The following is a 25,069-nucleotide window of genomic DNA, read 5'->3' as shown; positions in this document are numbered from 1 at the left end:
ACCCACGCCGAGCCGGTCGTGTTGTCGGAATAGAAGCTGACCATGATTCCTCCCTACTTGTCTTTCAAGAATACCGCAGGTCTGGGGAGCTTAGCCCGGGGTGCGCTCGCGAGACGCGCTCGGCCCACGCCCCCGGTGTGTCCTTCAAGTATCGCGACAAGGGCAACGGAAAAACCTGTCGACACTCAGAGCGCTTATCCACGGCTGTGGACAGATCTGTTGAGGAAATCTCGCCGAAAACCGCCCGGCTGTCCACAGTTCTCAGCGAATGTGTGTAACGGTGTGGATAACATGGGGTGGTTCTCCCCGCTCCCTCCACAGACACCCCGCGAGTATCCACCGAATTTCTTCAACAAGCCACAGGATTTCTCGAAACCTGTGGACAACGTGCGGCTCGGTGCTCGGCCGCGATTTGACAACGCAACCGGAGGCGCGGCGGCGAACCAGCCCGATGAGGCGCGATCGCGCAGCCCGATTTGGACGTGCGCGCGTGGCCGGCGTCGGCGTGCGAGCGAGAACACGTGCGCCCCGCAACCGAGCGCACGTGCAAGGGTTACGCGCGAGCCGCCCGCGGCAGGTAAGGTCTAACAGAGAGTGAAGGAGGGACCGTGGGCGAGGCTGGGTTTGACCGCGTGCCGCCGCAGGACATCGAGGCGGAGCGATCGGTGCTGGGTGGAATGATGATTAACAAGGACGCGATCGCGGACGTCCTCGAAATCCTGCAGGGAGGCGACTTCTATCGCCCCGCGCACACCGCCATCTATGACGCCATCCTCGACCTGTTCAGCAAGGGCGAGCCGGCCGACGCCATCACGGTGGCCGCGGAGATCTCCCGGCGCGGCGAACTCGAGCGTGTCGGCGGGCGCACCTACATCTTCGACCTCGTCAACGGCGTGCCCACCGCCGCGAACACCTCCTACTACGCCCGCATCGTCCACGAGCAGGCCCAGCTCCGCGCCCTGATCGAGGTTGGCACGCGCATCACCCAGCTGGGCTATACGACGGACGGCGCCGACGTCGTCGAGCTGGTCAACATGGCCCAGTCCGAGGTCTTCCAGATGACGGAGTCGCGCACGAAGTCCGACTACACCGCGTTCCGCGAGATCGTGCCCGGGCTCATCGAAGAGTTGGAGACCAACGCGAGCCGCGACGGGAAGGTGTCCGGGCTAGCCACCGGATTCCACGAGCTTGACGGCGTCCTCAACGGCCTGCGACCGGGCCAGATGATCATCGTGGCCGCCCGACCGGGCATGGGCAAGACCACCATCGCCATGGATTTTTGCCGGCACATCGCCTTCCGTGAGAACAAGCCGGTTGCCTTCTTCTCCCTCGAGATGGGGCGAACCGAGCTTGCCATGCGTGTGCTCGCCGCCGAGGGTGAGATCCCGCTATCCGCGCTCATCTCCGGCGACATTCGGCAGAACCAGTGGGAGCGCATCTCCACCACGCTCGCCCGGATCGCGGAGGGCCCGCTCTACGTGGACGACTCGCCCAACCTCACCATGATGGAGATCCGCGCCAAGGCGCGCCGGATGCGCCAGCAGCACGGGGTGGAGCTCGTCGTCATCGATTACCTCCAGCTACTGACGTCCGGCGGGCGCACTCCCGAGTCCCGCCAGCAGGAGGTCTCCGAGTTCTCCCGCTCCATCAAGCTGCTCGCCAAGGAGCTCGACGTCCCCATCATCGCCATCGCCCAGCTCAACCGAAATCCCGAGCAGCGCAACGACAAGACCCCGCAAGTCTCCGACCTGCGCGAGTCCGGATCGCTCGAGCAGGACGCCGACGTCGTCCTGCTCATCAACCGCCCCCAGGCCGAGGACGGTTCGCTTAACACCCCGCCCGCCGAGGTGATCGTGGGTAAGAACCGCTCCGGCCCGACCGCGAAGGTCGAGCTCGCCTTCCAGGGCAACTACACGCGCTTCGCGAACTTCGGCGGGGAGTAGCCCGGGCCGGGGAGGGGTCCGGGCCGAGACGGCGCGGGCAGCCCGGCTCGGCGGGCTCGGTGTCAGGGCGGCGAAGTGCGGGTGACGCGTGCGATAGACATCCCCGCAGGGGTTCATTAACCTTGTCCTTTAAGGAGATGGTGCATGTCGCGCACGTTTGAGTCGTTTGAGGTCAGGAATTACAGGTACTTTTTTGCCGGGGCGCTGGTGTCGAATGTCGGCACGTGGATCTTCCGAGTCGCCCAGGATTGGCTGGTACTGACGGAACTGACGGCCGGCTCTTCCTCCGCCCTCGGCTTCGTCACGGCGTTGCAGTTCCTCGCGATTCCGTTCCTCGCCCCCTACGCGGGCGGCATCGTGGATCGGTTGGACAAGCGCAAGGTCCTCATGGTCACCCAGCTTCTGCTCATGCTGAACGCGGTGGCGATGTGGCTGGTGGTGTACACGGGCGTCGTGCAGCTCTGGCACATCTATGCGCTCGCGTTCATGCAGGGCCTTGTGGTGGCCTTCGACAACCCCGCCCGCCAGGCTTTCGTCCCGGAGATCGTCTCGCAGGATCGGCTCGCGAACGCGGTTGGGCTCAACTCGACGTCGTTTAACGCCGCTCGCCTCATCGGCCCGGGACTGGCGGGTTTCTTGATCGCCGCCTTCAACGACGACGTCGCCCCGGCGCTCCTCATCAACGCCCTGTCGTTCGTGGGCATGTTCTGGGCGCTGATCGCGATGAAGACCTCCGAGTTGCACCCTTCCCCGCGTGCGGAGAAGAAGGGCGCCATCCGGGGCGGTTTCCGCTACGTGAAGTCGAAGCCGGACATCATCGTGCTGCTGGTCATCGTGTTTATGCTGGGCACGTTTGGTATGAACTTCCAGATTTACAACGCGACGATGGCCACCGAGGTTTTCGGTAAGGGCTCGGGCGAGTATGGGCTGTTGGGCACGATCATGGCGATCGGCACGCTCGCGGGGGCGCTGATGGCGGCGCGGCGGCAGCACCCGCGCCTGCGCACGATCCTCATCTCGCTCATGGCGTTTTCTGTGGCGACGATCGGGCTGGCATTCACGCCGAGCTACCTGGCGTACTCGATCTTGCTGGTGCCCGCCGGTTTCTTCGCGCTGACCGTGATGACCAGCGCGAATGCTGCCGTCCAAATGAGCTCCGACCCGCTGTTCCGGGGGCGAGTGATGGCGATCTACATGGCGATCTTCCTGGGGGGAACGCCGCTGGGCGCGCCGATCGTCGGCTGGCTCGGCGACGCCTTCGGGCCGCGCTCCACGCTGTTGGTGGGCGGCGGTCTCAACCTCATCACGGTGCTGGGGATCCTGGCTTACTTCACCACGAAGGGCATGAGGTTGCGCCTCCACTTCTCCAAATACCTGCCCGGCATCCACGCCGAGTGGACCGTGCAGGCCAACGAGAAGATGGTGGGGATGTAGCCTCGTCTGCCCACGCCACCACACAATGCGCCCCGCCCGGGAAGAGCTGTCAAGGCGCAGAAAAACCCTTGACCTCTGAGGTCTGAGAATTATAGACTCGCCGTATTCACCGAATCGACGAAAGCGGAGAACAACGATGTTCATTCATTTGTCACACGTGCTGAATCCCAACGACGGAGCGTTCCCCGGCGAACCCGTCCTCACCGTCGAGCCGGACTCGGTTCGCAGCGAGGAGGGAAAGCCCTTCAACTCCTACATGATGCACCTGCCCAACCACTTTGCCACCCACATGGACGGCCCACACCACTTCAACTCGACGGGTACGAACTTCGCGGACCTACCCATCGAAAAGTTCGCCTACGAGGGCCACGAGGTGCTCGTGGTCGACCTGCCGCACCGAAACGGCCCAGCGGAGGTCGTGATGAAGGAGGACCTCGAACCTTACGCGGACGAGCTCGCGGACAAGCGTCTTCTCCTCATCCGCACCGGTTTCGAGGAGCTCAAGCACACGGACCCCGACACGTACACGAACCGTGGCGTCTCGCTGCACCCCGACCTGTGCAAGTGGCTCAACGAGGAGTTCCCGAAGCTCGACTGCCTGGGGATGGACTGGCTGTCGGTCGCGTCCCCGACGAACGACTACGGCCCCGAGGCGCACCACTGGCTCCTGGGCAACTACACCGACCACGTCATCTGCGCGATCGAGGACATGGCCCTCCAGGCGTTGGGAGACAAGAAGATTAGGTGCGTCACCCTCGGCCCGCTGCGCGTGGCGGAGGTGGACTCGGCGCCGGTCAACGTCATGGCGTGGGTCGAGGACTAGGCGATCGCAGACGAGGCGATCACGCCGGTTTGGCGGCACGACATCGCGCGGGCGGCTGGGATCTCCAGCCGCCCGCGTTCGTCGGGTGCCCCAACAGGGCGCGAGTGCCCGACGTCAGTCCGTCGAGTCCGGAAGGCTGGCGATGTCGTTCGCCGTCTGCGTCATGTGGGCGCGCATCGCGTTCTTCGCCTCGTCCGCCCTGCCCGCGGCAATAGCCTCGAAGATCTTGCGATGATGGGCCTGAGCCCGCTCACGTACGTCTGGCAGCGCCGAGGTGTGACGCCGCGACAGGGAGAGCGTGGCCTGCAAGGGCTGCATGATCGCCCCGACGAAGGGGTTGCCCGAGGCCGCCAAAATATGCCGGTGAAAGGCGAGGTCCGAATTGAGTGCAGCCTCGACGTCGTCGGCGTCGTGCGCCTCCTCGTAGGCGCGAAGGTCCTGCTCGAGGCGGGCGAGGTCCTCCTCGCTGCGGTTGCCCGCCGCGAGGCCCGCCGCCCCGACCTCGAGCATCCTACGCACCTGGGTCAGCTGCAGGCCGAGCTCCTTGGGGCTGACACGATCGGTGAGCAACGTGGCGATGCTGGACAGATCCGTCCACTCCTCTAGCGGCAACACGAACGTGCCCCGCCCGTGGATGACGTCGAGCACGCGGCGATCCTTCAAGACCTTCACCGCCTCGCGCATCGTCAGGCGCGAAACCTTCAGGAGGTTGGCCAGCTCGTCCTCCGGGGGCAGGGCGGAGCCGGCCGGGAACTGCCCGCTCGATATGCGGCGCAGAATGTCGTCGATCGCGCGATGGACCAGGTCTGTGCTCACAAAGCACCTTTCGTCAAGACAACGTCACCTTTCGGTGATTTCCGTCGATAGTCTAGTAAAGAAGTTCCATTGGTAGTCCAGATTCGTGATCCACAGCTCATGGGCGGTCTTGGTGGCGCACTCGTAGTTGTACTGGGCGCGCAGACCCTCGAGGTAGGCCTCGATGAACGCAACCTGCTCGCCCGTCGACTTGCCCATGAAGTCCACGTACCTCAAGGTGTCCGCGATGCGGTAGGTGCTGAAGCGGTCCACGTTGTCGCAGTCCCCGATCGACCTCGCCACCAGGCCCGGCTCGCGCGTGAAGGCGAGGTAGGCTCGGCCGCGCGCGTCGGCGCCGGTGCCGTCCCCGTCCTCGCGCGGGTTGAAGCTACCGTCCACGTGCATCGCGATGCCCTGCACGACCTCCTCGGCCGCCTCGCCACGAAAGCCCAGGCCGTCGAAGAATTCCTTCACGACGAGCGCGCCCGCCCGGCCGTGGTCGACCGGCACGGCGGCGTCGTACTTCCCGACGTCGTGGAGCAGGCAACCCAGCTCGAGTGCGTCGGCGTCGAGGCCGGACTCAAGCGCGACCCGGCGGCCGATGCGGGCCACCCTTAGGCAGTGCTCGTAGCGGTAGCGGCGCGAGGCCTCGGACGCGGGTGCGGCGGCCAGGTGCTCACGCAGGAACGCCCTGGCGGCCGACAGGTCCGGAAACATGCTACTTGGCCTCCTTGCAGCAGCCGCCGTCCCCGCAGCTGTCGCAATTGCCGTCGCCGCCGCACCCCTCGCCCTCGTCAGGGGTGGCGTCCGAGTAGTCCATCTGGGCGGCGTAGGTGTAGTCGGCGTCCTGCTTGGGTTCGAAGGCGCCCTGCCACACCGTGGAGAACGGGGTGTTGGCCTTCACCTGGGCGTCGATACCCTGGGTGACCAGGTCCTTCGCCACTCGCACGGCCTTGTGAATGTCCGCGCCCTTCGCCAGCTCCGCGGTGATCGCCGCGGCGAAGGTGCAGCCCGCGCCCGAGACGCGGGAGTTGCCGATCTTGGGGACAGAGAAGGCGAGGGCGGCCTCGCCGTCCCACAGGACGTCGACGGCGTCCGGGCCCGGGAAGTCCATGCCGCCTTTGACCACCACGTACTTCGGGCCCAGCTTCGAGATCCGCATGGCGGCCTCGGCCAGGTCCTCGAGGGTTTCGAGCTTGTCCATGCCCGCCAGCGTGCAGGCCTCGAAGTAGTTCGGGGTAGCGACGGTGGCGAGGGGGAGGATCTTCTCGCGCAACGCGTTGTCCGTGTCCAGCGCCATGCCCGGCTCCTGGCCCTTGCAGATGAGGACCGGGTCAAGCACGATGTTCTTCCACTCCTGGCTCTTGAGGCCCTCGGCGACGGCGTCGATCGTGGGGATCGTGCCGAGCATTCCGATCTTGACCGTGTCGAGGTCGGCATGAGCCATCGCGGCGTGCATCTGATCGCGGATCACGCCCGGCTCGATGGGGACGAATTTGTGGTTCCAGTTGTCCTCCGGGTCGAAGGAGACGATGCAGGTGAGCGTGCCGAGGCCGTAGCAACCGAGCTCGTGGAACGTCTTGAGATCCACCTGGAAGCCCGCCCCGCCGGTGGCTTCCGAACCTGCAATCGTGTACGCGTACGTGACCATGGATAACCTTTCAACTGTGGCCGCGATCTGCGCGGCCGGCCCAGACGATTTTAGTCCCCGCCGGCCCCAAAGAGGAATACCTACATGCGGTCGAAGACGTCCGGGTGCTTGCCCGTGCGGCCGGGTTCGCCCTTATTGAGCGCATCGATGCGCTCGATCTGTTCCGCGGACAGCGTGAGACCCTGGGCGGCGAAGTTCTCCTTTTGGCGCTCCACGTGTACGGATTTCGGGATCGCGATGTGGCCCTTGGCAAGGTGCCAGGCGAGCACCACCTGCGCCGGCGTGGCGCCCGCCTCCGCGGCGACCTCCCCGATCACCGGGTCGGCCAGCACGCCGCCGCGGCCGAGCGGCGACCAGGCCTCCACGGCGATCTCCCGCTCGGAGCAGAAAGCCGCCAGCTCTGAGTTGCTGAAGTAGGGGTGCAGCTCGATCTGGTTGACGGCCGGCAGAATCGAGGTGCCGGACAGCAGCTTTTCGAGGTGGTGGGCCTCGAAGTTGGACACGCCGATCGCGCGCGCCTGCCCGGAGGCGACGAACTCCTCCATGACGCGGTAGGTGGTGATGAAGTCCCCGCCGTAGAACATGGGCATCGGCCAATGAATGAGGAAGAGGTCCACGTAGTCGGTCTGCAAATCCACGAGAGACTGGGCGAAGGTGCGCCGCACGTCGTCGGGACGGTGGTTGGGGGTGTTGAGCTTCGTGGTGACGAAGATGTCCTCGCGCGGGATGTCGGTGGCGGCGAGCGCCCGGCCCACACCGGCCTCGTTTCCATACATCTGCGCGGTGTCGATGTGCCGATAGCCCACCTCGAGCGCGGAGGCAACGGCCTTGGGTGCCGCGTCGTTGTCGATCTTGTATGTGCCAAAACCAAGCTGAGGGATGTCCATTGCCCCAGTCTACCGTGAACCCCCTCCGGCCAACAGAGGTCGTGAATCCGGGGCACATGCAAGAAAATGCCGGACGCGGGCGCCTAGGACGGCGCGGGAGAAGGCGGCGGGCGCCTAGGCCAGCGCCTCGAAGAGCGGGCCGATGACCTCCGCGCCGTGGGTGCGCAGGGCGTCGTGATGCCAATCCTCGGAGATGAGGGTCTTCATTCCGGCGATGTCGGCGGCGGTCTCCAGGCAGATCTGCACGGGGACGAACATGTCCGGCCGGTAGATCCATGCTGCGGCCGGCACGGTGTTGCGGGCCAGAACCGCGCGGTCGTGAAGGGCCGGCAGGTCGTCGCGGGCGGCGAGGATCCCCACCGCCTCGGCCATGGGCGCCAACGCGGGATCCTCCTCGCCCTGCCAGGGGAAGACGTGTTCGCCGGTGAAGCGGAACCCGTGGCCCTCGGCCCGTAGCTCAGCCTCCGCGCTCGCGGTGGGTGCGGGCTGGCGGAACTGCGGGAACTCCCCGCGCACCCGGTGAGCGGACCAATTCGGGGCGAGCCCGCGCTGCTGATAGATCGACTCGTGTAGCGCCCAGTACAGCGGGTTCGGCCCGTAACTCAGTTCGGCCCCGACCGCGGCGAGGAAGCGAGAGCTCAGCCGCACGCCACCGCCGCCGGGCGCCGCGACCTTCACGAACGGGTCTTCCAACAGGTAGTGCAGCGCCTCCAGGCCGTAGCTATGCCCCAGTCCGATGCCGAGCATCCGGAAGCGCCGGGCGGTCAGCGGCTCGCCGGTGGGCAGGCGCTCCGGCAGCCCGGCAGCGGCGGCGTCTGCGAGGTGGGCGACGATGCGCCAGCAGGTCTCCTCGTCCTCGGGGTAGCGCGCGAAGAACTCGGCGTTGCGCGCCTCGGTGCGGGCGTAGGTGAGGCGGTAGACGTCGTCGGGGTGGCGCCACGTGGAGGGAAGGCCGGCGGTGATGAAGGCCCGACTCAGCCCGCCGGGCGCCTGAGAGAGGTAGGTGGTCACGCAGAAGCCGCCGAAGGACTGGCCGAGAGCGGCCCACGGCTCATCGCCCTGGAGCGCGCGGCGTAGCGCCTCGGCGTCGGCGACGATCGAATCCTGCCGGAAGCAGGCGAGGTAGTCGGCCTGCTGCTCCGGGCTACCGACGCCGCTGAGCACGCCGGCGTCGATCGCGCAGGACTGGCCGGTGCCGCGCTCGTCAAGCATGACGAGCCGGTAGTCCTCCAAAACGCGGGCAACCCAGCCGGAGTCGGTGGTTTGGCGGGTGCCGGCGAATCCCGGCCCGCCCTGGAAGAAGACGAGGCGTGGCTTGTCCTCACCGCCGCGCGCGCACGTATTCGCGGGCGAAGATCTGGATCGTGGCCCCGGGGCGCGGGGAGCGGTAGCCCAGACCCGGGTGGCACAGCGGCACCTCGAGCCGGTGCTCGATCATGGTGGTGGGGCGGACCCACGGGATCTCGTAGCTGACCTGGTGTGTCACTGCTCGTCCTCGGCTCGTAGCCGGGGCGCGGTGCCCTGGTCGGGCTTGAAGCCGACGGCGCCCGCGTAGAAGTCGCGGATGACGTCCATGTCCGCCGAGACGTCGCCGGTCAGCTCGATCGTCTTGCCCCAGCCGTAGACGCGCCGGCTGGAGTCGATGAAGCCGAGTGTGACGGGCAGCCCGGCGCCGCGGGCGATGTGGTAGAAGCCGGACTTCCAGTACCTGCCCTTCTTCCGCGTGCCCTCCGGCGCGATGATGAGCGAGAAGCGGTCCACGCCCTCCAGCTGCTCGACGATGCCGGCGACCATCCCGTGCGGGTGCGTGCGGTCGACGCCGATGCCACCCACCGCCCGAATGAGCGGGGCGAGCGGGCCGCGCGTAAGCGAGTCCTTGACCAGGAACTTGAAGGGCACGCCCTTGTCCCACAGCGCCATGAGCATGAACCAGAAATCCCAGTTCGACGTGTGGTAGGCGCCGATCACGATTGATTTTTCGGGCAGCGGCGCCTCCTCCGTGAAGGTCCACTTCGATAGGCGCTGGTAGGTCTTGGAAAAGAGTCGTTTGACACCCATGATTCTCCTTGCGTTGGCGCTCGGTGCCAGCGTCCGGGCGGAAGCTGACGACGCCGTGGTGCGGGTCGGCTTGCGGAGCTAGGCCGCGGGGCGGGCAAGCTCCGCGGCGATGACTTGGTCCATCGTCTCAATGGGGACGAAGCCGGGCAGGTAGCTGTAGCCGACGATGAACGCCGGCGTGCCGGTGATGCCGAGGTTCTGGGCGGTGGTGCGGCCGTCCGCGACGGCAGCAACGGCGGCCTCCGAGGTCATGTCGGTGCGGAACTGGTCCAGGTCCGCCACCCCGATCTCCTTCGCGACCGCGACGAGCGCGTCCTCAGTGGCCTCGACCGGGTTGCCGGCCACCTGGTGGTCGTAGATGTAGGAGTGGTACTCGAGGAACTTGCCCTGGTTCGCGGCCGCCACCGAGCCCTGCGCGAGGAGCACGGACTCGTCGCCCAGGATGGCGAGGTTGTGGTATTCGATGCGAACGGTCCCGTCGTCGACGTAGTGCTGCATCTGAGGCTCGGTCTGGGTTGCGGCCTGCGCGCAGTAGCCGCAGCGGAAGTCGTAGTAGATCTGCACGACGACGTCGGCGTCGACGTCTCCGACCGCCATCGGATCGTCCGGGTCGAGGCGCCACAGGCCCTGCACCAGCTCCTTGAGCTGCTGGCTGGGGGCGGATGGCTCCGGGTTGGGGGTACCCGACGCGGTGGGGTCGCCGCCGGCCTCGGGGCTGGGGGTGGCGGTAGCCGAGTTCGTCGCCGAGTCCGACGCGGACGGCGTCGAGTCTGAGGTGCGGTTGAGCAACAGGGCGACGACGACCGCGAGGACCAGCGTGGCCGCCACGACGGCGGCGATGACGAGGTTACGGGCGTTCTTATTCATGCGATTCTCCTGCGGTTGGCGGTCATGTGCGGTTAGAGGACGTAGCCGAAGAGCGGGGAGTTGGGTTCGAGCTCTTCGATCTCGAGGTCGGAGGCATCCATGCGGGCGCGCAGATCGTCGATCTTGGCGCGGTCCTCGATCTCGATGCCAACCAGTGCCGGGCCCGTCTCGCGGTTGTTCTTCTTGGTGTACTCGAACAGGATGATGTCCTCCCCCTCGGAGAGCACGTCGTCGAGGAAGGTGCGCAGCGCGCCGGGGCGCTGGGGGAAGGTGACGAGGAAGTAGTGGCGCAGGCCCTCGTGGATCATGGAGCGCTCGACGATGTCGTCGTAGCGCATGACGTCGTTGTTGCCGCCCGAGATGATGCAGGCGACCGGGCCGTCGGGCAGGTCGGCGAGGTAGCCGTTGAGCGCTGCCGGTGCCAGCGCGCCCGAGGGTTCGGCGATGATGCCCTCCACCTGGTACAGCTCGAGCATCTCGGTGCATATTGCGCCCTCGGGGACGATGACGACGTCGTCGCACAGCTCCGAGACGATCTGGTAGGTGAGGTTGCCGACGCGGGCCACGGCGGTACCGTCGGCGAAGTTGTCCACGGTTTCCAGGGTCTGCGGGGCTCCCGCCTTGAGCGCCGCCACCATCGACGCCGCCCCCGCCGGCTCGACGCCGATCACCTTGACCTCCGGGTGGAACTGCTTGACCCAGGCCAGCGTGCCGGACAGTAGCCCGCCGCCGCCGACCGGCACGACGACCGTGGCGGGCGGGGTGGAGGCCTGCTCGAAAATCTCCTTGACCACCGTGCCTTGGCCGGCGATGGTGCGGGGGTCGTCGAAGGGGTGGACGTAGACGGCGTCGTTGGCCTTCGCGAACGCGATCGCGGCCTCGGAGCACTCGTCGAAGGAGGTGCCGACCGTGCACAGCGTGACCCAGTCCCCGCCGATCGCCGCGATGCGGTTGCGCTTTTGGCGCGGTGTGGTGGACGGGATGAAGATCGTGCCGTGGATGCGCTTCTTGTTGCAGGCGAAGGCCACGCCCTGTGCGTGGTTGCCCGCCGATGCGCACACCACGCCGTTGGGTGTCTCGTCCGGGGTGAGTGAGGCGAGGAAGTTGTACGCGCCGCGCACCTTGTAGGAGCGCCCCACCTGGATGTCCTCGCGCTTAAGGAGCACCTGGTGGCCCACCTTGGCCGAGAGTCGCACTGATTCCTCAAGCGGGGTGGTGCGCACGGTCGAGCCAAGGGTCTGCGCCGCAACCACCACGTCGGTACCGGTCACTTTCGTCATATGCCCATCTTTCCGCGTCAAGAACTCGAAACCAAATCCTCACCACTATTCGCGGCCGGTCTAGCAGTGCCGGTATCGTGAAGAGAGACGGGGTGGCTCGGGCGGCTGGCCGTGTGGCTCGGGCCCGAGGAGAAGGAGGAGGATCGGCATGACGAAGCGCGCGGCGGCGATCGCTTTGGTGCTCACCGGATGCACCTGGATGCTTGCCGGATGTAGCGACGTCACCAAGCCGGCCTCCCCGACGCCGACCCCGAGTTCCTCCTCGCCGAGCGCTCAGCCCACCCCCGAGGCGAGGCCGGCGCCCCTCCCTGAGCCGGTGCGCAACCCCTACCAGGGCGGCGCCGAGCGGGCGTGGTCGGTGGAGCTGGCGGACCGGCCGTCGTCGGTGGTCTACGACCGGCAGTCGGGGACGTTGGTGGCCGCGCTCGCGGCGGCGCGCGGCACGCAGCTGCACGCGTTTAGCGTGGCGAGCTCCGGGCGCACCCTGCCCACCTGGACGTACGAGATCCCAGACGGCGCGGAGCTCATCGCGATGGACGCCTCGAGCGGGTCGGTGTTCGTCTCCGTCGGGTCGGGCACGGATGGGGCCGGGTCGGGCGCGGCGGGGGCCGGGTCGGGCGCGAGCCGGGAAGAGCCCACAGTCGGCGCTGCGCCGGGAAGCAGTGCCGCGCCGGGAAGCAGTGCCGCGCCCGGCACGGAGCCGAGCGACCTGATCGTGCTGAGCGCAAGGTCGGGTGCGGAGGAGCTGCGCTGGTCGCGGGCGCACGTGCTCGACACGGAGGTTCCGCGGCTGGTTGGCGCATATGACTCGGGTGCGGGCATTGCGCGGCTGGGGCGCGATTCGGTGCTGGCGGCGGTGATCGATGCCGGCGGGGACGCGGTGAAGGACAAGCGACTCTTCACGGCGGACGGCGAGGTGACGATCGGGGCTGACATCATCGACACCGGCATCCCAGCCCGCTCGGGCACGACCTTCATCACCTTTCCTCAGCTCAGCGAGGTTAGCGGGGATGAGTGCTGGTCGGTGACGGACGGGATCGTCTGCGTCGATGCGGGCCAGGTGGTCGAATACGACGAGCGTGGGAATCTACGGCGCGCAACCGCGCTGAGCGCGCGCAGCGCCGGATCCCTGTACCACGTGCAGGGCATGGACCCCGACGTGACCGCCGGCGAGCTGGCCTCCGCCCTCGCCGAGACCGGCGAAGGGGATCACGCGACGGCCGTACTCGCGGCTGGGCGCTGGCTGACCGACATCCCCGCCGGCGCCGAGCTCTTGGAGCGCGACGCCCCGTTCGCGCTGGTCGGGAAGAGGATCGTCAACCTGGCCACGGGCGAGGCGCTCACGGATGATGGGCTCGCCGGCGAGGGCCGAAGCGCCGACATGTTCTTCGAATGGGACGGGTCGGCCCTGCACTACCTGCGCCCGCTCGGCTGATAGCCCCAGCTAGCCTGCGGCCAGACCCCGGCTAGCCCCCGGCCCGACCCCGGGCCGGGGTATGCTTTCGCCATGGAAGACTTTCCCTTCGAATTCGAACGCAAGTTCCTGGTGCGCGAGCTACCCGAGGGCGTGGTCGAGCATGGCGCGCCGAAGGTGATCATTCAGGCCTACGTCTTCGCCGAAGCCGGCTACGCCATCCGCGTCCGCCTCGCTTTCCGGGGAGTGGACATCCAGGCCGACTTGGACGCTCCCGCGTTCGACCCCGGCGTCGACGAACTCGGCGCCTACGAGCGCCGCCTCTTGGCCAAGCTCGTGGCCGGCAGCGCCGCAGGCGCCAGCTCAATTCCCGCCGCGGCGTCGGCGTCAGCCTCGGACCGAGCGCGCCCGGCGCCCACCGCGCCGGTGGCGACGATCGCGGTGAAGTCTCCGTCGGTGGCGGGCGAGCGCTACGAGATGGAGACCGAGCTCGACCCCGACGTCGCCGTGCAGATCATCCAGCGTTCGGGCCGGATCGTGGCGAAGACCCGCCACTCGCTGTGGGTGGGCGAGGACGGCTGGGAGTTCGACGTCTTCGCCGGCCAGAACGCCGGACTGGTGGTGGCGGAGATCGAGCGCCTCAGCCCGGTGGTGGACCTGGTCATCCCCGACTTCTGCGTCACCGAAGTCACCACCGACCCGCGCTTCACCAACGACTCCCTGTCCAAGGAACCCTGGCAGCACTGGGATGCCCTCTACATGAATGAGCTCGACCAGCGCGGCCCCTTCTTCCTCGACCTTCGCGGCTAACCCGTGTCACCAGCGCGGCCTTCCCAGCTAGCGGAGGCAGGCCGGCGTGATTCCGCCCGCCCTCATCCCCTAGCCGGGTGGTGCCGGCCCCCCTTTCAACCCGGAGGGCTATTGGTCCATACGGGCAGGTCAACAATAATGGGAGCATGAACAGTTCCTCCTCGCGTAAGAGCCTGATGGTGCAGGTGCTCATCTCCATCGGGCTGGCCATGATCGTCATCATTGGCTTTACGTGGATCCGCCTGACGCAATCCGACGCCACCGCGGCGCAGGCACAATCCTTGGAACAGCAGTCGTCGTTCCTGACGCACGACATCAGCGTGATCGACCACCACCGTGAGCCCTACGTTGGCGACAACTCGAACACGATCCAGGCGCTGTACGCGCTCCCGCTGGGGGCGCGCATCGACCGAGTGGAGATCCACGACACGGACGTGGTGGTCATGATCGTCGACGGGGAGACCACCAACGAGCGGGAGAATGTCCTGTATTCGGCGATCGCGTTCATGGCCGCCATCGATAACGCCCGCTCGGTGACGTACGTGACGCCGGGCAGGAGCTACTACGTGGAGCGCCCCGCGATCGAGGCGCGCTTCGGCACCCCGCTCTCCGACCTGCTAGACACCGCGGAGGCGTGGCAGGGCGTGCGCGGGCTGATCCCGCTGGAGGCGGGTACCCTGGTCGCGGATAGTTAGGGACCACCCGGTAGACTCGTGCCATGCACGAGCTCGGAATCACCTCCATCCACCCCACCGCCCCCGCGATGTTCTCGGCCGCGGCGATCATGCGCGCGCCCGTCGACCTCGAGGCCGCCACCGAACGCTTCGCCGCACTGTGGGGCGAGACCATCACTCCCGCCTGGGAGGTCGTGGACGAGCAGGCCGGCGACGCGGGCCGCGTGCTTCACTTCGAGCTCGACGGCGTCCACGTGCTGCTCACCCCCGTGCCCCACGGCCTCGTGCTCGAACGCGGGCAGCTTCCCCTGCACCGCTTCCACGTGGCGGCCTCGTTCTTCGTTCCCGACGACGCCCCCGGCGAACCCGGCGGCGCTCCGGTCGCAGAGCCGGATCCGGAGGCGGCGCTGGAAAGGGAGCTCCGGCGTCGTCACAAGATGGTCAAGGCGCACGTCGTGTTCACCGAGGTGATGGACGGGCTGATGCGCGAGCCGGCGGCGATCGGGGTCTATCGCGACGAGCTGGGGGTGCTGATGCCGCCGTCGATGGTGACGAGCCTGGCCGAGATGCTGACGAAGGGGCAGGCGCCGCTACCGCTGTGGATCAACACGCGGGTACACAGCCACGATCTCACCTTTGGGCGCACGCTTGGCCTGACGGACTTCGGGCACCTGGACGTGCAGGTGCGCGAATCGACGCGATCGGAGGAGGACGTCTACAACCTGCTGATGAACGTGGCGAACTACGTGGTCACGGGCGACACCTTCCTGCTGCCCAGCCAGACCTTGGGGTATTCGGACGGGGAGCAGATCGCGATCTCGCAGGAGGTGTCGCAGGCGGACGGCGCCACGGTGATCCGGCTCGACTTCTAGCCGGGCGCCGGCCGGGGAAGCCGGCAGCGGGTGCTACCATGTATGCGGACGCACGAGCGATCGGCGTCCCACCCGGCCGCCTCCGCGAGCCGTGGTGCGCTCGGGTAGTGGCAGTGCCCGGCATCGACGCGCGATACCGCGCCTACGAAAGGACACCATGACTGCCCCCGACCCCACCGCGACCGCCCATTCGAGCTCTGCGAGCGCATACGCCGGCGTCCGCCGCGGCTTCTACGACTACTTCGCGGTCTTCTTCGTTGCCTTCCTGCTGCTGTCGAACATCGGCGCCACGAAGCTGGTGGAGATCGGCCCGCTCACCTTCGACGGCGGAGCGATCCTCTTCCCGCTGACCTACATCATCGGCGACGTCCTGTCGGAGGTCTACGGCTTTAAGGCCGCCCGGCGCACGATCTTCATGGGGTTCGTGGTCTCCTTCCTCGCCTCGCTCACGTTCTGGGCCGTGATCCAGTTGCCCGCCCACCCCGACTACACGAGCCAAGCCGCCTTCGAGGAGGTCCTGGGCGTGGTGTGGCGCTTCGTCTTCGCCTCACTCGCCGGCTATCTGGCCGGCCAGCTGCTGAACGCCAAGGTCCTCACCGCGATCAAGGACCGCTGGGGCGAAGAGCATATGTGGGCGCGCCTGATCGGCTCCACCCTGGTGGGCGAGGCGGCGGACACGGCCATCTTCTGTGTGGTGGCGTGGGCCGGCGTCGCCGGCTGGGCGACCATCGCGAACCTCGCCGTCGTCGGCTTCCTGTACAAGGTGTCGGTGGAGGTCGTCTTCCTGCCCATCACCTACGTCGTCATTAACCTCATCAAGAAGTACGAACCGAATTACCGAAAGTAAGCCATGTTTAGCCTCGAATCCCGCCTGGATGGCACGCTCGCGCGCACGGGCACCATCCACACCCCGCACGGCACCATCCACACCCCCGCCTTCATCCCCGTGGGCACGAAGGCGACGGTCAAGTCAACCCTGCCCGAGTCGGTGAAGGAGCTGGGTGCGCAGGCGGTGCTGTCGAACGCCTATCACCTCTACCTGCAGCCGGGTTCGGACGTCGTCGACGAGGCGGGCGGCCTGGGCGCGTTTATGAACTGGGACGGCCCCACCTACACGGACTCGGGCGGCTTCCAGGTGATGAGCCTGGGGTCGGGTTTCAAGAAGGTGCTCTCGGACGAGTTCTCGGGCAAGACCGTTGCCGACGACGCGGTGGCGCCGGGCAAGGAGCGCCTCGCCAACGTCGACGACGACGGCGTCTGGTTCCGCTCCCACCTCAACGGCGACAAGCACCGCTTCACCCCGGAGATCTCGATGCGGATCCAGCACGAGCTGGGGGCGGACATCATCTTCGCGTTCGACGAGCTGACGACGCTGATGAACACCCGGCCGTACCAGGAGGAGGCCCTCGAGCGGACGAGGCTGTGGGCGCAGCGGTGTCTGGCCGAGCACAAGCGGCTGACCGAGGCGCGGGCGGGTAAGCCCTACCAGCAGCTCTTCGGGGTGATTCAGGGCGCCCAGTACGAGGACCTGCGCAGGAAGGCGGCCCGCGACCTGGGGTCGATGGAGGTCGATGGCCAGCGCTTTGACGGCTTTGGGATCGGGGGCGCCCTGGAGAAGGAGAACCTGTCCACGATCACGGCCTGGGTGAGCGAGGAGCTGCCGGAGGACCGGGCGCGCCACATGCTCGGCATCTCCGAGCCGGACGACTTTTTCGCGTGCATCGAGTCGGGGGCGGACACCTTCGACTGCGTCAACCCCTCACGCGTGGCCCGCAACGCGGCGATCTACGCCCCCACTGGCCGCTTCAACGTCACCCGCGCCGAGTTCAAGCGAGACTTCGGCCCCCTCGTGGAGGGGTGTACGTGCTACACGTGCCAGAACTACACGCGGGCCTACATCCACCACCTGTTCAAGGCGAAGGAGATGCTCTCGGCCACGCTGTGTACGATCCACAACGAGCACTTCACCGTACACCTGGTCGACCAGATTCGTGCCTCGATCGTGGAGGGAACCTACTGGGAGTTCAAGGCGGACACGCTCGGGCGGTTCTATGGCGGCGCCGGCCCGCTCGCCAAGTAGCCGCGCTCGCGGTCATCGCCTCAAGGATCAGATCCCGGGGCGCCGACCGGCGCTAGAAGCGCCGGTCGGCGGCATCCCGAAGCTTGCGCAGGGTCTCCTCATCGGGGAAACCCGTGACGCCGTAGCGTGGGGGCCAGACCGTGTCGTCCTCGACGATGCCGGCGGGCCAGATCTCGCGGGCGACGTGCGTGCGAACCGTGATGTTGACGGCCGGCACCGCCTCCCACGGGTGGGGCGAGCGGGTGAAAGTGATGAAGTCGGTGTGGGGGATGGAGCCGTGGGTGTCGATGGCGTCCCACGTGGCGGCGGAGACCCGCTCGCCGCTGGCCAGCCGCCGCGGCAGGAAGGCCTTGACCTTCCCGAACGCCGGCCACTGGCGCATCATGTCCTCCTGGGCGGTGTAGATCTTCTGCCGGAAGTAGTTGCGCAGCGCGCCGAGCACCTCCGCCAGCTCGGAGCCGGGGAAGGGTTGCCATTCGAGCCAACCGTCCGCGGCGACGGTGTGGGGCAGGGGGTAGATCGCGTCCTCGGAGTTGCGCTGGGCGAGGAGCAGCTTGAAGAAGTCGGCCAGGTGCGGGTCGTCTGCGAAGACGATGAAGAGCTTCGTGCGCGAGGCGGGGATGAACAGCGGGATGTCGTCGGGGCGGCGCTCGCTGATGCGTTCGGCGACCTGCTGGATCATGTCGAGGTCCGCGAACCAGGACAGTTCGTAGTTCGGCGGCTGCAGGAACGTCATCACCTCGGCGCCCGCGATTTCCGTGATCCCGATCTCCACCGACTGCTGGGTATCGTTCGTCATGAAACGCAGCGCCATGACGGCGTCGCTCATGATCTCCCCGATCTCGCGGGAGTCCTCTAGCTGCTCGTAGTAGATAGGCTGGATCGTGTCCGGGTAGTCGCGGGCGATCCCGACGGCGAGGAACGCCGTGAGCGGGATGTAGACGATCGAGTCGGCGCCCGGGGTGGCTGGGAGAAAGTAGTCCGCAGAGCGCACGATCGGGACGATCGGGCCCTCGCCGTCCGTGTAGTCCGTCGGGTAGTCCGGGTGGCTGGCGCCGGAGGGCTCGTAGGAGCCGTCCGCATCGTCGGAAGAGAAGAGGTCCGGGCTGGGGTCGCCGTCCTCGCCGGCGCGGCCGGGCTCGCTGACGGTGGCGGCCTCGGCGCCGTCGATGCCGATGCCGATGAGGCGGTCGAGAAGCTCGGTGCGCTGCTCAAGCGGGGCGTCGCGCCGGATGAGGGCGCCGGGGCGGAAGCGGAAGGTGCGCCCGTCGTCGAGGAGCACATCCAGCCAGTCCCCATTCGCCGTGACCAGGGAATTGGCCAGCCGGGGGTGCTGGGAGGTCTGCTGTAGGGCCCACTCCATGAAATCCATACCTCATTATTATCAACTCCCCGCGCGGAACGAAATGTTGCGCCGGGCACGACGTGGCCGGTCACGCGGGGAGCCGAAGGAGGATCCGATCACGGAACTAGTCGTCACGACGTGCGGGGGCTTACGCTGTCCTCGTGCATCACTTGCGTCGTCTGCGCCCGGCAAGCGCAGTAGCACTGAGTTTCTTGAGCCTGATCGTGATCGGCACGATCCTGCTTGCCACGCCGTGGGCCTCCGCCGGGCCACCCGTGGCGATTCTTGACGCCCTTTTCACGGCCACCTCCTCGGTGTGCCTGACCGGCCTCATCACCCTCGACACGGCGACGGCGTGGACCCCCTTCGGCCAGGGTGTCATCATGATGCTCGTCCAGTTCGGTGGCCTGGGGATCATGACGGTGGCCTGCCTGCTGTCGATACTGCTAGGCGCCCGCCTCGGGTTGCGCCGGCGGCTGAGTGCCGGCGCGGAGGGCCGCGGCAACCTGGGCGACGTGCGCTGGATCGTCAACGCCACGGTCGTCTTCACGCTCGCCATCGAGGCCATCATCTTCGTTTTCCTCACCCTGCGCTTCCGCCTCGGCTACGGCTACAGCTGGGCGCGTGCCGCGTGGGAGGGCCTCTTCCACTCGATCACATCCTTCAACAACGCCGGCTTCGCCCTGTACTCGGACAACGTCATGGGCTTCGCCGCCGACGGCCTCGTGCTCCTGCCCCTCAGCTTCGGGCTGATCGTCGGCGGCCTGGGCTTTCCCGTCCTGCTCGAGACCTACCGGCGCCTGCGCACGCCGAAGTACCGGCGCCGGCGCTGGTCGCTGACCGCTGTGTTCACCTGGATGGGCACGGTGGTGCTGATCGTCGGCGGCGTGGCGCTCATGCTCACCGAGTGGAACGGCGTGCTGGCGGGCTTCGACACTCCCGGTCGCCTCCTCAACGCCTTCTTCGCCGCCGTCAGCCCGCGCACTGCCGGCTTCAACGCGATCGACTACGCCCAGGCCCGCCCCCAGACGCTGCTCGGCACCGACGTCCTCATGTTCATCGGCGCGGGCAGTGGCGGCACCGCGGGCGGCATCAAGATCACCACTCTTGGCGTCCTCGTCGCCACGATCGGGGCGGAGGCGCGGGGACGCCGGGTCGTCACCGCGCGCGGGCGCACCCTCTCCCGGCGCGTGATCGGCCAGGCGCTTTCGGTGACGTTCGCGGCCGTCGGCCTCGTGGTGGGCGCAACGTTCCTCATCCTCGCGCTCTCGCCCGGTTTCACGCTTGACCAGGTGCTTTTTGAAACTACCTCCGCTTTCGGTACGGTGGGCCTATCGACGGGCATCACGCCGAGTCTGCCGCGTTATGCCCAACTCGTCCTCATCTTTCTCATGTTCGCCGGCCGCGTGGGCCCCCTCGGCCTCGCCACCACCCTCGCCGGGAAGGTGACCAACCGGCTCTACGAGTATCCCGAAGAAAGGCCTGCCATTGGCTAACATCTTTGCTCATCGCAACAACGACGATGGCGCCGTCGTCGTCCTCGGCCTCGGCCGTTTTGGCCGGGCGCTTGCCACGGAATTGGAGAACAGCGGCGTGGAGGTGCTGTGCGTGGACTCCGACAGGGATGTCGTCCAGGAGCTGTCCACCCAGTTCGACCACATCGTTCACGCGGACGCCACCAACCCCGAGGCGCTTCGCCAGCTCGGGGTGGACGAGGCATCCCGCGTCATTATCGCCATCGGCTCACACGTGGAGGCCTCGGTGCTCGCCGCGTCTGCCGTGGTGACCATGGGGGTGCCGGACGTGTGGGCGAAGGCGTCGAAGGAGTCGCACGCCACCCTGCTCGCCCAGATCGGGGTCAACCACATCGTGCGCCCCGAGATCGACATGGGCAAGCGGGTCGCCCACCTCATCCGCAACGAGGTGGAGGACTACCTCGAGTTCACCCACGGCTTTTCCGTGGCCGCGGCAACCCCGCCCGCCCGCCTGCTGGGCAAGACCGTGGGCGAGGTCAACGCCAAGAAGACTGGCCTGGAGATCATCGCCGTCCAGCGCGGGGAGGGCAACTTCCGCACCGCCCGCGATGCGGACACCCTCGAGTCGGGCGACCTTATCATCCTCGCCGGCCCCACCTCCCGGCTCGAGCGGGAGACGGAGCGCCCCTAGCCCCTAGCCGCGGCGTCCCCCGCCGAAAACGCGCCCTCGGCAACTCTGCGGCGCTTCTCTGTGAGAGGACACGCTGGCACCGCCCGCCACCCTTCCCTAGGCTCGTAGCGTTGGCCTACTGATCCGGGGAAAATGTTTAGACTCGCAGAAGGTTCCCTGAAGAACCGCCCTTTCGTCGCCCTTGTCTCGACCGTGATTTTTGTGCTGGGGATCTTCGCTCTCGCCACCCTGCGCCAGGAGCTCATCCCGCGCGTGGAGCTGCCGGTCATCAACGTCGTGGCCACCTCCCCGGGCGCGACGTCCGAGCAGATGCGTGACCGCGTTTCCGTCCCCATCGAGCAGCAGGTTTCCACGATCGCCGAGGTCTCGGACACCTCCACCACCTCCCGCTCTTCCGTCTCGATCGTCACTATCGAGCTCGACTACGGCACGGACATCGCCCGCGCAGCCAACCGTGTGGAGCAGTCGATCTCGCGAGCGAAGATGAACTTCCCCGACAACCTCACCTACGACGTCGTCTCCGGGGGAACGTCCGACATTCCGCTCGCCTACGTGGCGGTGACCTCGGACGGTGACCCGCTCGAGGTGGCTCAGCGCCTGCGCTCCACCGTCGTCCCCGCGATCGAACAGGAGGAGGGCGTTGCGTCGGTTCAGCTGCTTGGCGCCCCGGAGCAGCGGGTTTCCATCACGCTTGACCAGGCCCGCATCGCCGAGCTCGGCATATCCGCCGACGCCGTCCAGCAGGCCCTCGAGGACAACGGGCTGTCCGTGCCGGTGGGGTCGCTCGTGCAGGGAGATGAGTCCCGCGACGTGACGGTGGGCCAGGAGATCGACTCGGTCGAGGCCCTGCGCCAGATCCCCGTGGTGGCGGGCGAGGCCCAGCCGGGTCAGCCGGCAACCGTCTACCCGCTCTCGGACATCGCCGAGGTGCGCCTCGCCCAGGCCCCCGCCCAGATGGTCGGCCGGATCGACGGCGAATCCGCGCTCGGCATCGTCGTCTTCCCCACGGCGAACGCCAACATCGTCCAGGTCACCGACCGGGTCACCGACGTCTTCGACGAGCTTGCGCCCTCCGTCGGCAGCAACACCCACTTCACCACCCTCTTCACGCAGGCGCCCTTCATCACCGGCTCGATCGAGTCCCTCGCGCAGGAGGGCCTGCTTGGCCTGGTGTTCGCGGTGGTCGTGATCCTCATCTTCCTGACCTCGATCCGCTCCACGCTGGTGACGGCGCTGTCGATCCCGCTCTCGCTGCTGGTCGGATTCATCGGGATGCTCGTGGGCGGCTACTCGCTCAACATGCTCACCCTCGCCGCGCTGACCCTGTCGATCGGGCGCGTGGTAGACGATTCGATCGTCGTCATCGAAAACATCAAACGGCACCTCGAGTACGGCAAGCCCAAGCGTGAGGCGATCCTTGATGCGGTGCGCGAAGTGGCCTCTGCGATCACGGCATCGACCGTGGTGTCCTTCATCGTGTTCGTGCCGGTGGGCCTGGTGCCGGGCATGGTGGGCGAACTGTTCCGGCCCTTCGCCTTCACGGTGGTCATCGCGTTGGCGGCGTCGCTGCTGGTCGCGCTGACGATCGTTCCGGTGCTGGCGTACTGGTTCCTGCGCCCGTCGAAGGAGGCGGTGGCAGCGGCGGCCGCAGGCGAGGCGGAGGAGTTCCGGCGTCGTGCGCAGGACAAGGAGAGGCGCTACTGGCTGCACCGCGCCTACGAGCCGGCGCTGCGCACCACCCAGAAGCATCCGGCGATCACGCTGGTGGCGGCGGTGGCGATCCTGGCCGTCGCGGCGGCGCTGTTCCCGCTCTTGAAGATCAACCTGCTGGGCGGCACAAATGAGGGCACCGTGACAATCGCGCAGACCACGACGCCGGGGGCGTCGATGGAGGCGAAGGTGGCACAGGCGGATGCCACCGAGGAAAAGATCTCGGCGGTTAAGGGCGTGGAGTCGACTGCGGCGACGATCGGCTCGAGCCCGATGGCGATGGGCGGCTCGGGCCGCTCGGGCGACTCGATCATGTACATGATCGCGGTGGACGAGGAGGCCGACATCACGAGCCTGACCGACGCGATCGTGGCGGCCGGCGACTCCGTGACCGGCGAGGGCACCACCTCCAGCTCGGCTCAGTCGATGTTGGGATCGGGCACGATCGACGTCAACGTCACGGCCCCCACGCCCCAGGCGCTGTCCGAGGCGACCGAGCGGATCAACGACGCCCTATCCCAGCTATCCGAGATCAAACGTGCCGAGCACAACGCCAGCGCGATCACCCCGGCGGTGCAAGTGAACGTCAACCGTGACGCCGCCGCGGCCGTGGGGCTGACGGAGAACGACGTGGTCGGCATGATAGCGGCCCAGATGGTGGAGCCGAAGATCGGGCAGATCACCATCGATAACGTCGACACCTCGATCTACATCTCGATCGACGACCCGGTCACCACCATCGACGAGTTGCGCGCAATGACGATCCTCGGCCAGCCGCTCGAGGCATTCGCGACGGTCGATGAAGTGGACTCCCTGCCGACGATCGTGACGATGAATGGACAAACAACGACGACGGTGTCGGCCACGCCCGTCGACACCGATAACCTCGGGCACGCGACCGACGCGGTACGGGAGACGGTGGACGGGCTGGACCTGCCGGACGGGACGACGACGTCGATGGGCGGGGCCTCCCAGCAGCTGGCGGAATCATTCAGCCAGCTCGCCCTGGCGCTCGCGGCCGCGGTGCTACTGATCTACGTGGTCCTGGTGTGGATCTTCCGCTCGCTGCTCCAGCCCGCGTTGTTGCTGGTTGCGATACCGTTCGCGGCAATCGGCTCTGTCCTCGCGCTCCTGATGACGGGCACGGCGCTGGATATGTCGGCGATGATCGGCCTGCTCATGCTGGCCGGCATCGTGGTGACGAACGCGGTGGTGATGGTGGACCTCATCAACCAGTACCGCGAGCAGGGCATGGACCTGGCAAGCGCGGTTCACGACGGCGCGATGCGGCGCGTTCGGCCGGTGGCGATGACGTCGCTGGCGACGATCGTGGCGATGATCCCGATGGCGCTGGGGCTGTCCTCCTCGACCGGGTTCATCTCAACGCCGCTGGCAATCACGGTGATCGGCGGGCTTATCACGTCAACGTTGCTGACCCTGATCCTCTTGCCGATCCTGTATCGGCTGGTCGAGGGAGTGGCAGAGCGTAGGCGGGCGAAGGTCGAATAGCCCGCCGCGGCAGTTGGCGTGCCAGGCGGGTGAGCCAACTGCGCGATGGTCCCTGCCGGCGCCGGGCGCGGGTGGGTTAAACTAGAGGGAACCGTCGTCGTGAAAGAAAGAACATGAGTCCGAAGATTCTAGCTCCCTCCGTGAAGGAACATCACTCGATGATGTTTACCAAGCTGGTGGATTGTGCCGAAGAGATTCTGCGCGGGGACGGGCCGGCGGCGCTGACGGCGGGGGCCGTGGCCTCGCGGGCGGGGATCGCGCGCAACTCGGTGTACCGCTACGTGGAGTCGATCGACGACCTGCGCCTGCTCGTGCTCGAACGCTATATCCCTGGCTGGCAGCACCGGTTGGACGCGGCGCTCGAGGTGGACGCGGAACCATACGAACAGCTGCGCACGCTCGTGGAGATCACCCTCGACATCGGCGCGGAGGCCGGCCACCAGTGGCTGATTGACGTGGTCAAGGCTGGGCTTGGGCGCGGAAAGAAGGACGCGGCGCCGTCGGGGACGGAGATTCAGGCCCGCTCCGACGCCGTGCTCAACTTCCACCGCGAACTCGGGCGGAGCATCGTGGGGCTGTGGCGCAAGGTGACGCCGGATGATGCGGTTGTCAACGCCCAGATGACCCGCTCGATCCTTGACGCGGGCCTCAAGCTGCTCGACCAGGGCCATTCGGCTGACGAGGTGAAGGCGACGACGCTGGCGCTGCTGGACACGCTCGCCGGGCGCTAGTGGGCGGGGCGCCAGAGCGC

22 protein-coding genes and 1 pseudogene are annotated in these 25,069 nt (G+C 67.2%); 13 read left to right on the top strand and 10 right to left on the bottom strand.

Annotated elements, in window-relative coordinates; translation table 11 throughout:
• Positions 1-608 precede the first annotated feature (608 nt).
• From dnaB to J2S45_RS11045, 3 genes are all read left to right on the top strand, one after another.
• Positions 609-1,943 carry a replicative DNA helicase gene (gene dnaB, locus J2S45_RS11055; RefSeq protein ID WP_296931545.1) on the top strand — a complete coding sequence of 445 codons (1,335 nt, stop codon included), beginning with the start codon at positions 609-611 and terminating at the stop codon, positions 1,941-1,943.
• A 144-nt stretch (positions 1,944-2,087) separates the two neighbouring features.
• Positions 2,088-3,377, top strand: a complete 1,290-nt coding sequence (locus tag J2S45_RS11050) for an MFS transporter (RefSeq protein ID WP_296931543.1) — start codon at positions 2,088-2,090, stop codon at positions 3,375-3,377.
• Positions 3,378-3,513: 136 nt separating this feature from the next.
• The gene (locus J2S45_RS11045) at positions 3,514-4,200 is read left to right on the top strand and encodes a cyclase family protein (protein ID WP_307634124.1); all 687 of its coding nucleotides are present in this window, start codon (positions 3,514-3,516) and stop codon (positions 4,198-4,200) included.
• A 114-nt stretch (positions 4,201-4,314) separates the two neighbouring features.
• On the opposite strand, the gene J2S45_RS11040 is transcribed toward J2S45_RS11045, so the two are convergent.
• The 9 genes and pseudogenes from J2S45_RS11040 to ilvA form a co-directional block, all read right to left on the bottom strand.
• Entirely contained in the window at positions 4,315-5,016 is a 702-nt protein-coding gene (locus J2S45_RS11040) for a FadR/GntR family transcriptional regulator (RefSeq protein ID WP_307634123.1), read from the bottom strand.
• Between the two features lie 24 nt (positions 5,017-5,040).
• Positions 5,041-5,712 carry an HD domain-containing protein gene (locus J2S45_RS11035; RefSeq protein ID WP_270973694.1) on the bottom strand — a complete coding sequence of 224 codons (672 nt, stop codon included), beginning with the start codon at positions 5,710-5,712 and terminating at the stop codon, positions 5,041-5,043.
• 1 nt (position 5,713) lies between these two features.
• A complete protein-coding gene (locus tag J2S45_RS11030; RefSeq protein ID WP_307634122.1) occupies positions 5,714-6,646 on the bottom strand; it encodes a hydroxymethylpyrimidine/phosphomethylpyrimidine kinase in 933 nt (310 codons plus the stop codon).
• 80 nt (positions 6,647-6,726) lie between these two features.
• The gene (locus J2S45_RS11025; protein ID WP_307634121.1) at positions 6,727-7,533 is read right to left on the bottom strand and encodes an aldo/keto reductase; all 807 of its coding nucleotides are present in this window, start codon (positions 7,531-7,533) and stop codon (positions 6,727-6,729) included.
• Between the two features lie 114 nt (positions 7,534-7,647).
• Positions 7,648-8,787: pseudogene (locus J2S45_RS11020) on the bottom strand (alpha/beta fold hydrolase); the annotation flags it as partial.
• 67 nt (positions 8,788-8,854) lie between these two features.
• Positions 8,855-9,019 (bottom strand): hypothetical protein, encoded by a 165-nt coding sequence (locus J2S45_RS11015; RefSeq protein ID WP_307635422.1) that lies wholly within the window; start codon positions 9,017-9,019, stop codon positions 8,855-8,857.
• Positions 9,016-9,591: a 1-acyl-sn-glycerol-3-phosphate acyltransferase gene (locus tag J2S45_RS11010; protein ID WP_270973705.1), complete on the bottom strand. Its 576-nt coding sequence runs from the start codon at positions 9,589-9,591 to the stop codon at positions 9,016-9,018. Before J2S45_RS11010 ends, J2S45_RS11015 begins: the two co-directional genes overlap by 4 nt.
• A gap of 78 nt (positions 9,592-9,669) precedes the next feature.
• Positions 9,670-10,458, bottom strand: coding sequence for a DsbA family protein (locus tag J2S45_RS11005; RefSeq protein WP_307634119.1), 789 nt, complete (start codon positions 10,456-10,458; stop codon positions 9,670-9,672).
• 32 nt (positions 10,459-10,490) lie between these two features.
• Entirely contained in the window at positions 10,491-11,738 is a 1,248-nt protein-coding gene (gene ilvA, locus J2S45_RS11000) for a threonine ammonia-lyase IlvA (protein ID WP_270973710.1), read from the bottom strand.
• Positions 11,739-11,886: 148 nt separating this feature from the next.
• Here ilvA and J2S45_RS10995 point away from each other — a divergent pair, with 148 nt between their 5' ends.
• The 6 genes from J2S45_RS10995 to tgt all read left to right on the top strand — a co-directional run bounded on the left by J2S45_RS10995 (position 11,887) and on the right by tgt (position 17,588).
• Complete coding sequence (locus J2S45_RS10995) at positions 11,887-13,173, top strand: hypothetical protein (RefSeq protein ID WP_307634118.1); 1,287 nt, start codon at positions 11,887-11,889, stop codon at positions 13,171-13,173.
• A 72-nt stretch (positions 13,174-13,245) separates the two neighbouring features.
• Positions 13,246-13,962 (top strand): CYTH domain-containing protein, encoded by a 717-nt coding sequence (locus tag J2S45_RS10990; protein WP_270973713.1) that lies wholly within the window; start codon positions 13,246-13,248, stop codon positions 13,960-13,962.
• 146 nt (positions 13,963-14,108) lie between these two features.
• Positions 14,109-14,657, top strand: coding sequence for a DUF4825 domain-containing protein (locus tag J2S45_RS10985; protein ID WP_307634117.1), 549 nt, complete (start codon positions 14,109-14,111; stop codon positions 14,655-14,657).
• Positions 14,658-14,680: 23 nt separating this feature from the next.
• Positions 14,681-15,508, top strand: a complete 828-nt coding sequence (locus J2S45_RS10980) for a DUF4261 domain-containing protein (protein ID WP_307634116.1) — start codon at positions 14,681-14,683, stop codon at positions 15,506-15,508.
• 157 nt (positions 15,509-15,665) lie between these two features.
• The gene (locus J2S45_RS10975; RefSeq protein ID WP_307634115.1) at positions 15,666-16,355 is read left to right on the top strand and encodes a queuosine precursor transporter; all 690 of its coding nucleotides are present in this window, start codon (positions 15,666-15,668) and stop codon (positions 16,353-16,355) included.
• A gap of 3 nt (positions 16,356-16,358) precedes the next feature.
• Positions 16,359-17,588 carry a tRNA guanosine(34) transglycosylase Tgt gene (tgt, locus tag J2S45_RS10970; protein ID WP_296931523.1) on the top strand — a complete coding sequence of 410 codons (1,230 nt, stop codon included), beginning with the start codon at positions 16,359-16,361 and terminating at the stop codon, positions 17,586-17,588.
• Positions 17,589-17,640: 52 nt separating this feature from the next.
• Here the strand turns inward: tgt and J2S45_RS10965 are convergent, their stop codons facing one another.
• The gene (locus J2S45_RS10965; protein ID WP_307634114.1) at positions 17,641-18,960 is read right to left on the bottom strand and encodes a hypothetical protein; all 1,320 of its coding nucleotides are present in this window, start codon (positions 18,958-18,960) and stop codon (positions 17,641-17,643) included.
• Positions 18,961-19,094: 134 nt separating this feature from the next.
• Here J2S45_RS10965 and J2S45_RS10960 point away from each other — a divergent pair, with 134 nt between their 5' ends.
• The 4 genes from J2S45_RS10960 (at position 19,095) to J2S45_RS10945 (ending at position 25,049) form a co-directional block, all read left to right on the top strand.
• Positions 19,095-20,429 (top strand): TrkH family potassium uptake protein, encoded by a 1,335-nt coding sequence (locus J2S45_RS10960; protein ID WP_407702438.1) that lies wholly within the window; start codon positions 19,095-19,097, stop codon positions 20,427-20,429.
• Positions 20,422-21,099: a potassium channel family protein gene (locus J2S45_RS10955; RefSeq protein WP_270973725.1), complete on the top strand. Its 678-nt coding sequence runs from the start codon at positions 20,422-20,424 to the stop codon at positions 21,097-21,099. Before J2S45_RS10960 ends, J2S45_RS10955 begins: the two co-directional genes overlap by 8 nt.
• Before the next feature lie 132 nt (positions 21,100-21,231).
• Positions 21,232-24,318, top strand: coding sequence for an efflux RND transporter permease subunit (locus J2S45_RS10950; protein WP_307634111.1), 3,087 nt, complete (start codon positions 21,232-21,234; stop codon positions 24,316-24,318).
• Positions 24,319-24,431: 113 nt separating this feature from the next.
• A complete protein-coding gene (locus tag J2S45_RS10945) occupies positions 24,432-25,049 on the top strand; it encodes a TetR/AcrR family transcriptional regulator (RefSeq protein WP_307635421.1) in 618 nt (205 codons plus the stop codon).
• Positions 25,050-25,069 lie beyond the last annotated feature (20 nt).

Origin of the sequence: Trueperella abortisuis (assembly GCF_030811095.1) — a bacterium.
In the GTDB taxonomy this organism is placed as follows: Bacteria; Actinomycetota; Actinomycetes; order Actinomycetales; family Actinomycetaceae; genus Trueperella; species Trueperella abortisuis.
Note: the sequence above shows the minus strand (reverse complement) of the source record. Positions and strands in the feature narration are given on the sequence as shown.

What these genes read in the sequence shown, in the direction of transcription:
- J2S45_RS11050 (WP_296931543.1), top strand. Translation starts at nt 2,088, where the DNA reads ATGTCGCGCACGTTTGAGTCGTTTGAGGTCAGGAATTACAGGTACTTT.
- J2S45_RS11045 (WP_307634124.1), top strand. Translation starts at nt 3,514, where the DNA reads ATGTTCATTCATTTGTCACACGTGCTGAATCCCAACGACGGAGCGTTC.
- J2S45_RS11035 (WP_270973694.1), bottom strand. Translation starts at nt 5,712, where the DNA reads ATGTTTCCGGACCTGTCGGCCGCCAGGGCGTTCCTGCGTGAGCACCTG.
- J2S45_RS11030 (WP_307634122.1), bottom strand. Translation starts at nt 6,646, where the DNA reads ATGGTCACGTACGCGTACACGATTGCAGGTTCGGAAGCCACCGGCGGG.
- J2S45_RS11025 (WP_307634121.1), bottom strand. Translation starts at nt 7,533, where the DNA reads ATGGACATCCCTCAGCTTGGTTTTGGCACATACAAGATCGACAACGAC.
- J2S45_RS11010 (WP_270973705.1), bottom strand. Translation starts at nt 9,591, where the DNA reads ATGGGTGTCAAACGACTCTTTTCCAAGACCTACCAGCGCCTATCGAAG.
- J2S45_RS11005 (WP_307634119.1), bottom strand. Translation starts at nt 10,458, where the DNA reads ATGAATAAGAACGCCCGTAACCTCGTCATCGCCGCCGTCGTGGCGGCC.
- ilvA (WP_270973710.1), bottom strand. Translation starts at nt 11,738, where the DNA reads ATGACGAAAGTGACCGGTACCGACGTGGTGGTTGCGGCGCAGACCCTT.
- J2S45_RS10995 (WP_307634118.1), top strand. Translation starts at nt 11,887, where the DNA reads ATGACGAAGCGCGCGGCGGCGATCGCTTTGGTGCTCACCGGATGCACC.
- J2S45_RS10990 (WP_270973713.1), top strand. Translation starts at nt 13,246, where the DNA reads ATGGAAGACTTTCCCTTCGAATTCGAACGCAAGTTCCTGGTGCGCGAG.
- J2S45_RS10985 (WP_307634117.1), top strand. Translation starts at nt 14,109, where the DNA reads ATGAACAGTTCCTCCTCGCGTAAGAGCCTGATGGTGCAGGTGCTCATC.
- J2S45_RS10980 (WP_307634116.1), top strand. Translation starts at nt 14,681, where the DNA reads ATGCACGAGCTCGGAATCACCTCCATCCACCCCACCGCCCCCGCGATG.
- J2S45_RS10975 (WP_307634115.1), top strand. Translation starts at nt 15,666, where the DNA reads ATGACTGCCCCCGACCCCACCGCGACCGCCCATTCGAGCTCTGCGAGC.
- tgt (WP_296931523.1), top strand. Translation starts at nt 16,359, where the DNA reads ATGTTTAGCCTCGAATCCCGCCTGGATGGCACGCTCGCGCGCACGGGC.
- J2S45_RS10965 (WP_307634114.1), bottom strand. Translation starts at nt 18,960, where the DNA reads ATGGATTTCATGGAGTGGGCCCTACAGCAGACCTCCCAGCACCCCCGG.
- J2S45_RS10950 (WP_307634111.1), top strand. Translation starts at nt 21,232, where the DNA reads ATGTTTAGACTCGCAGAAGGTTCCCTGAAGAACCGCCCTTTCGTCGCC.
- J2S45_RS10945 (WP_307635421.1), top strand. Translation starts at nt 24,432, where the DNA reads ATGAGTCCGAAGATTCTAGCTCCCTCCGTGAAGGAACATCACTCGATG.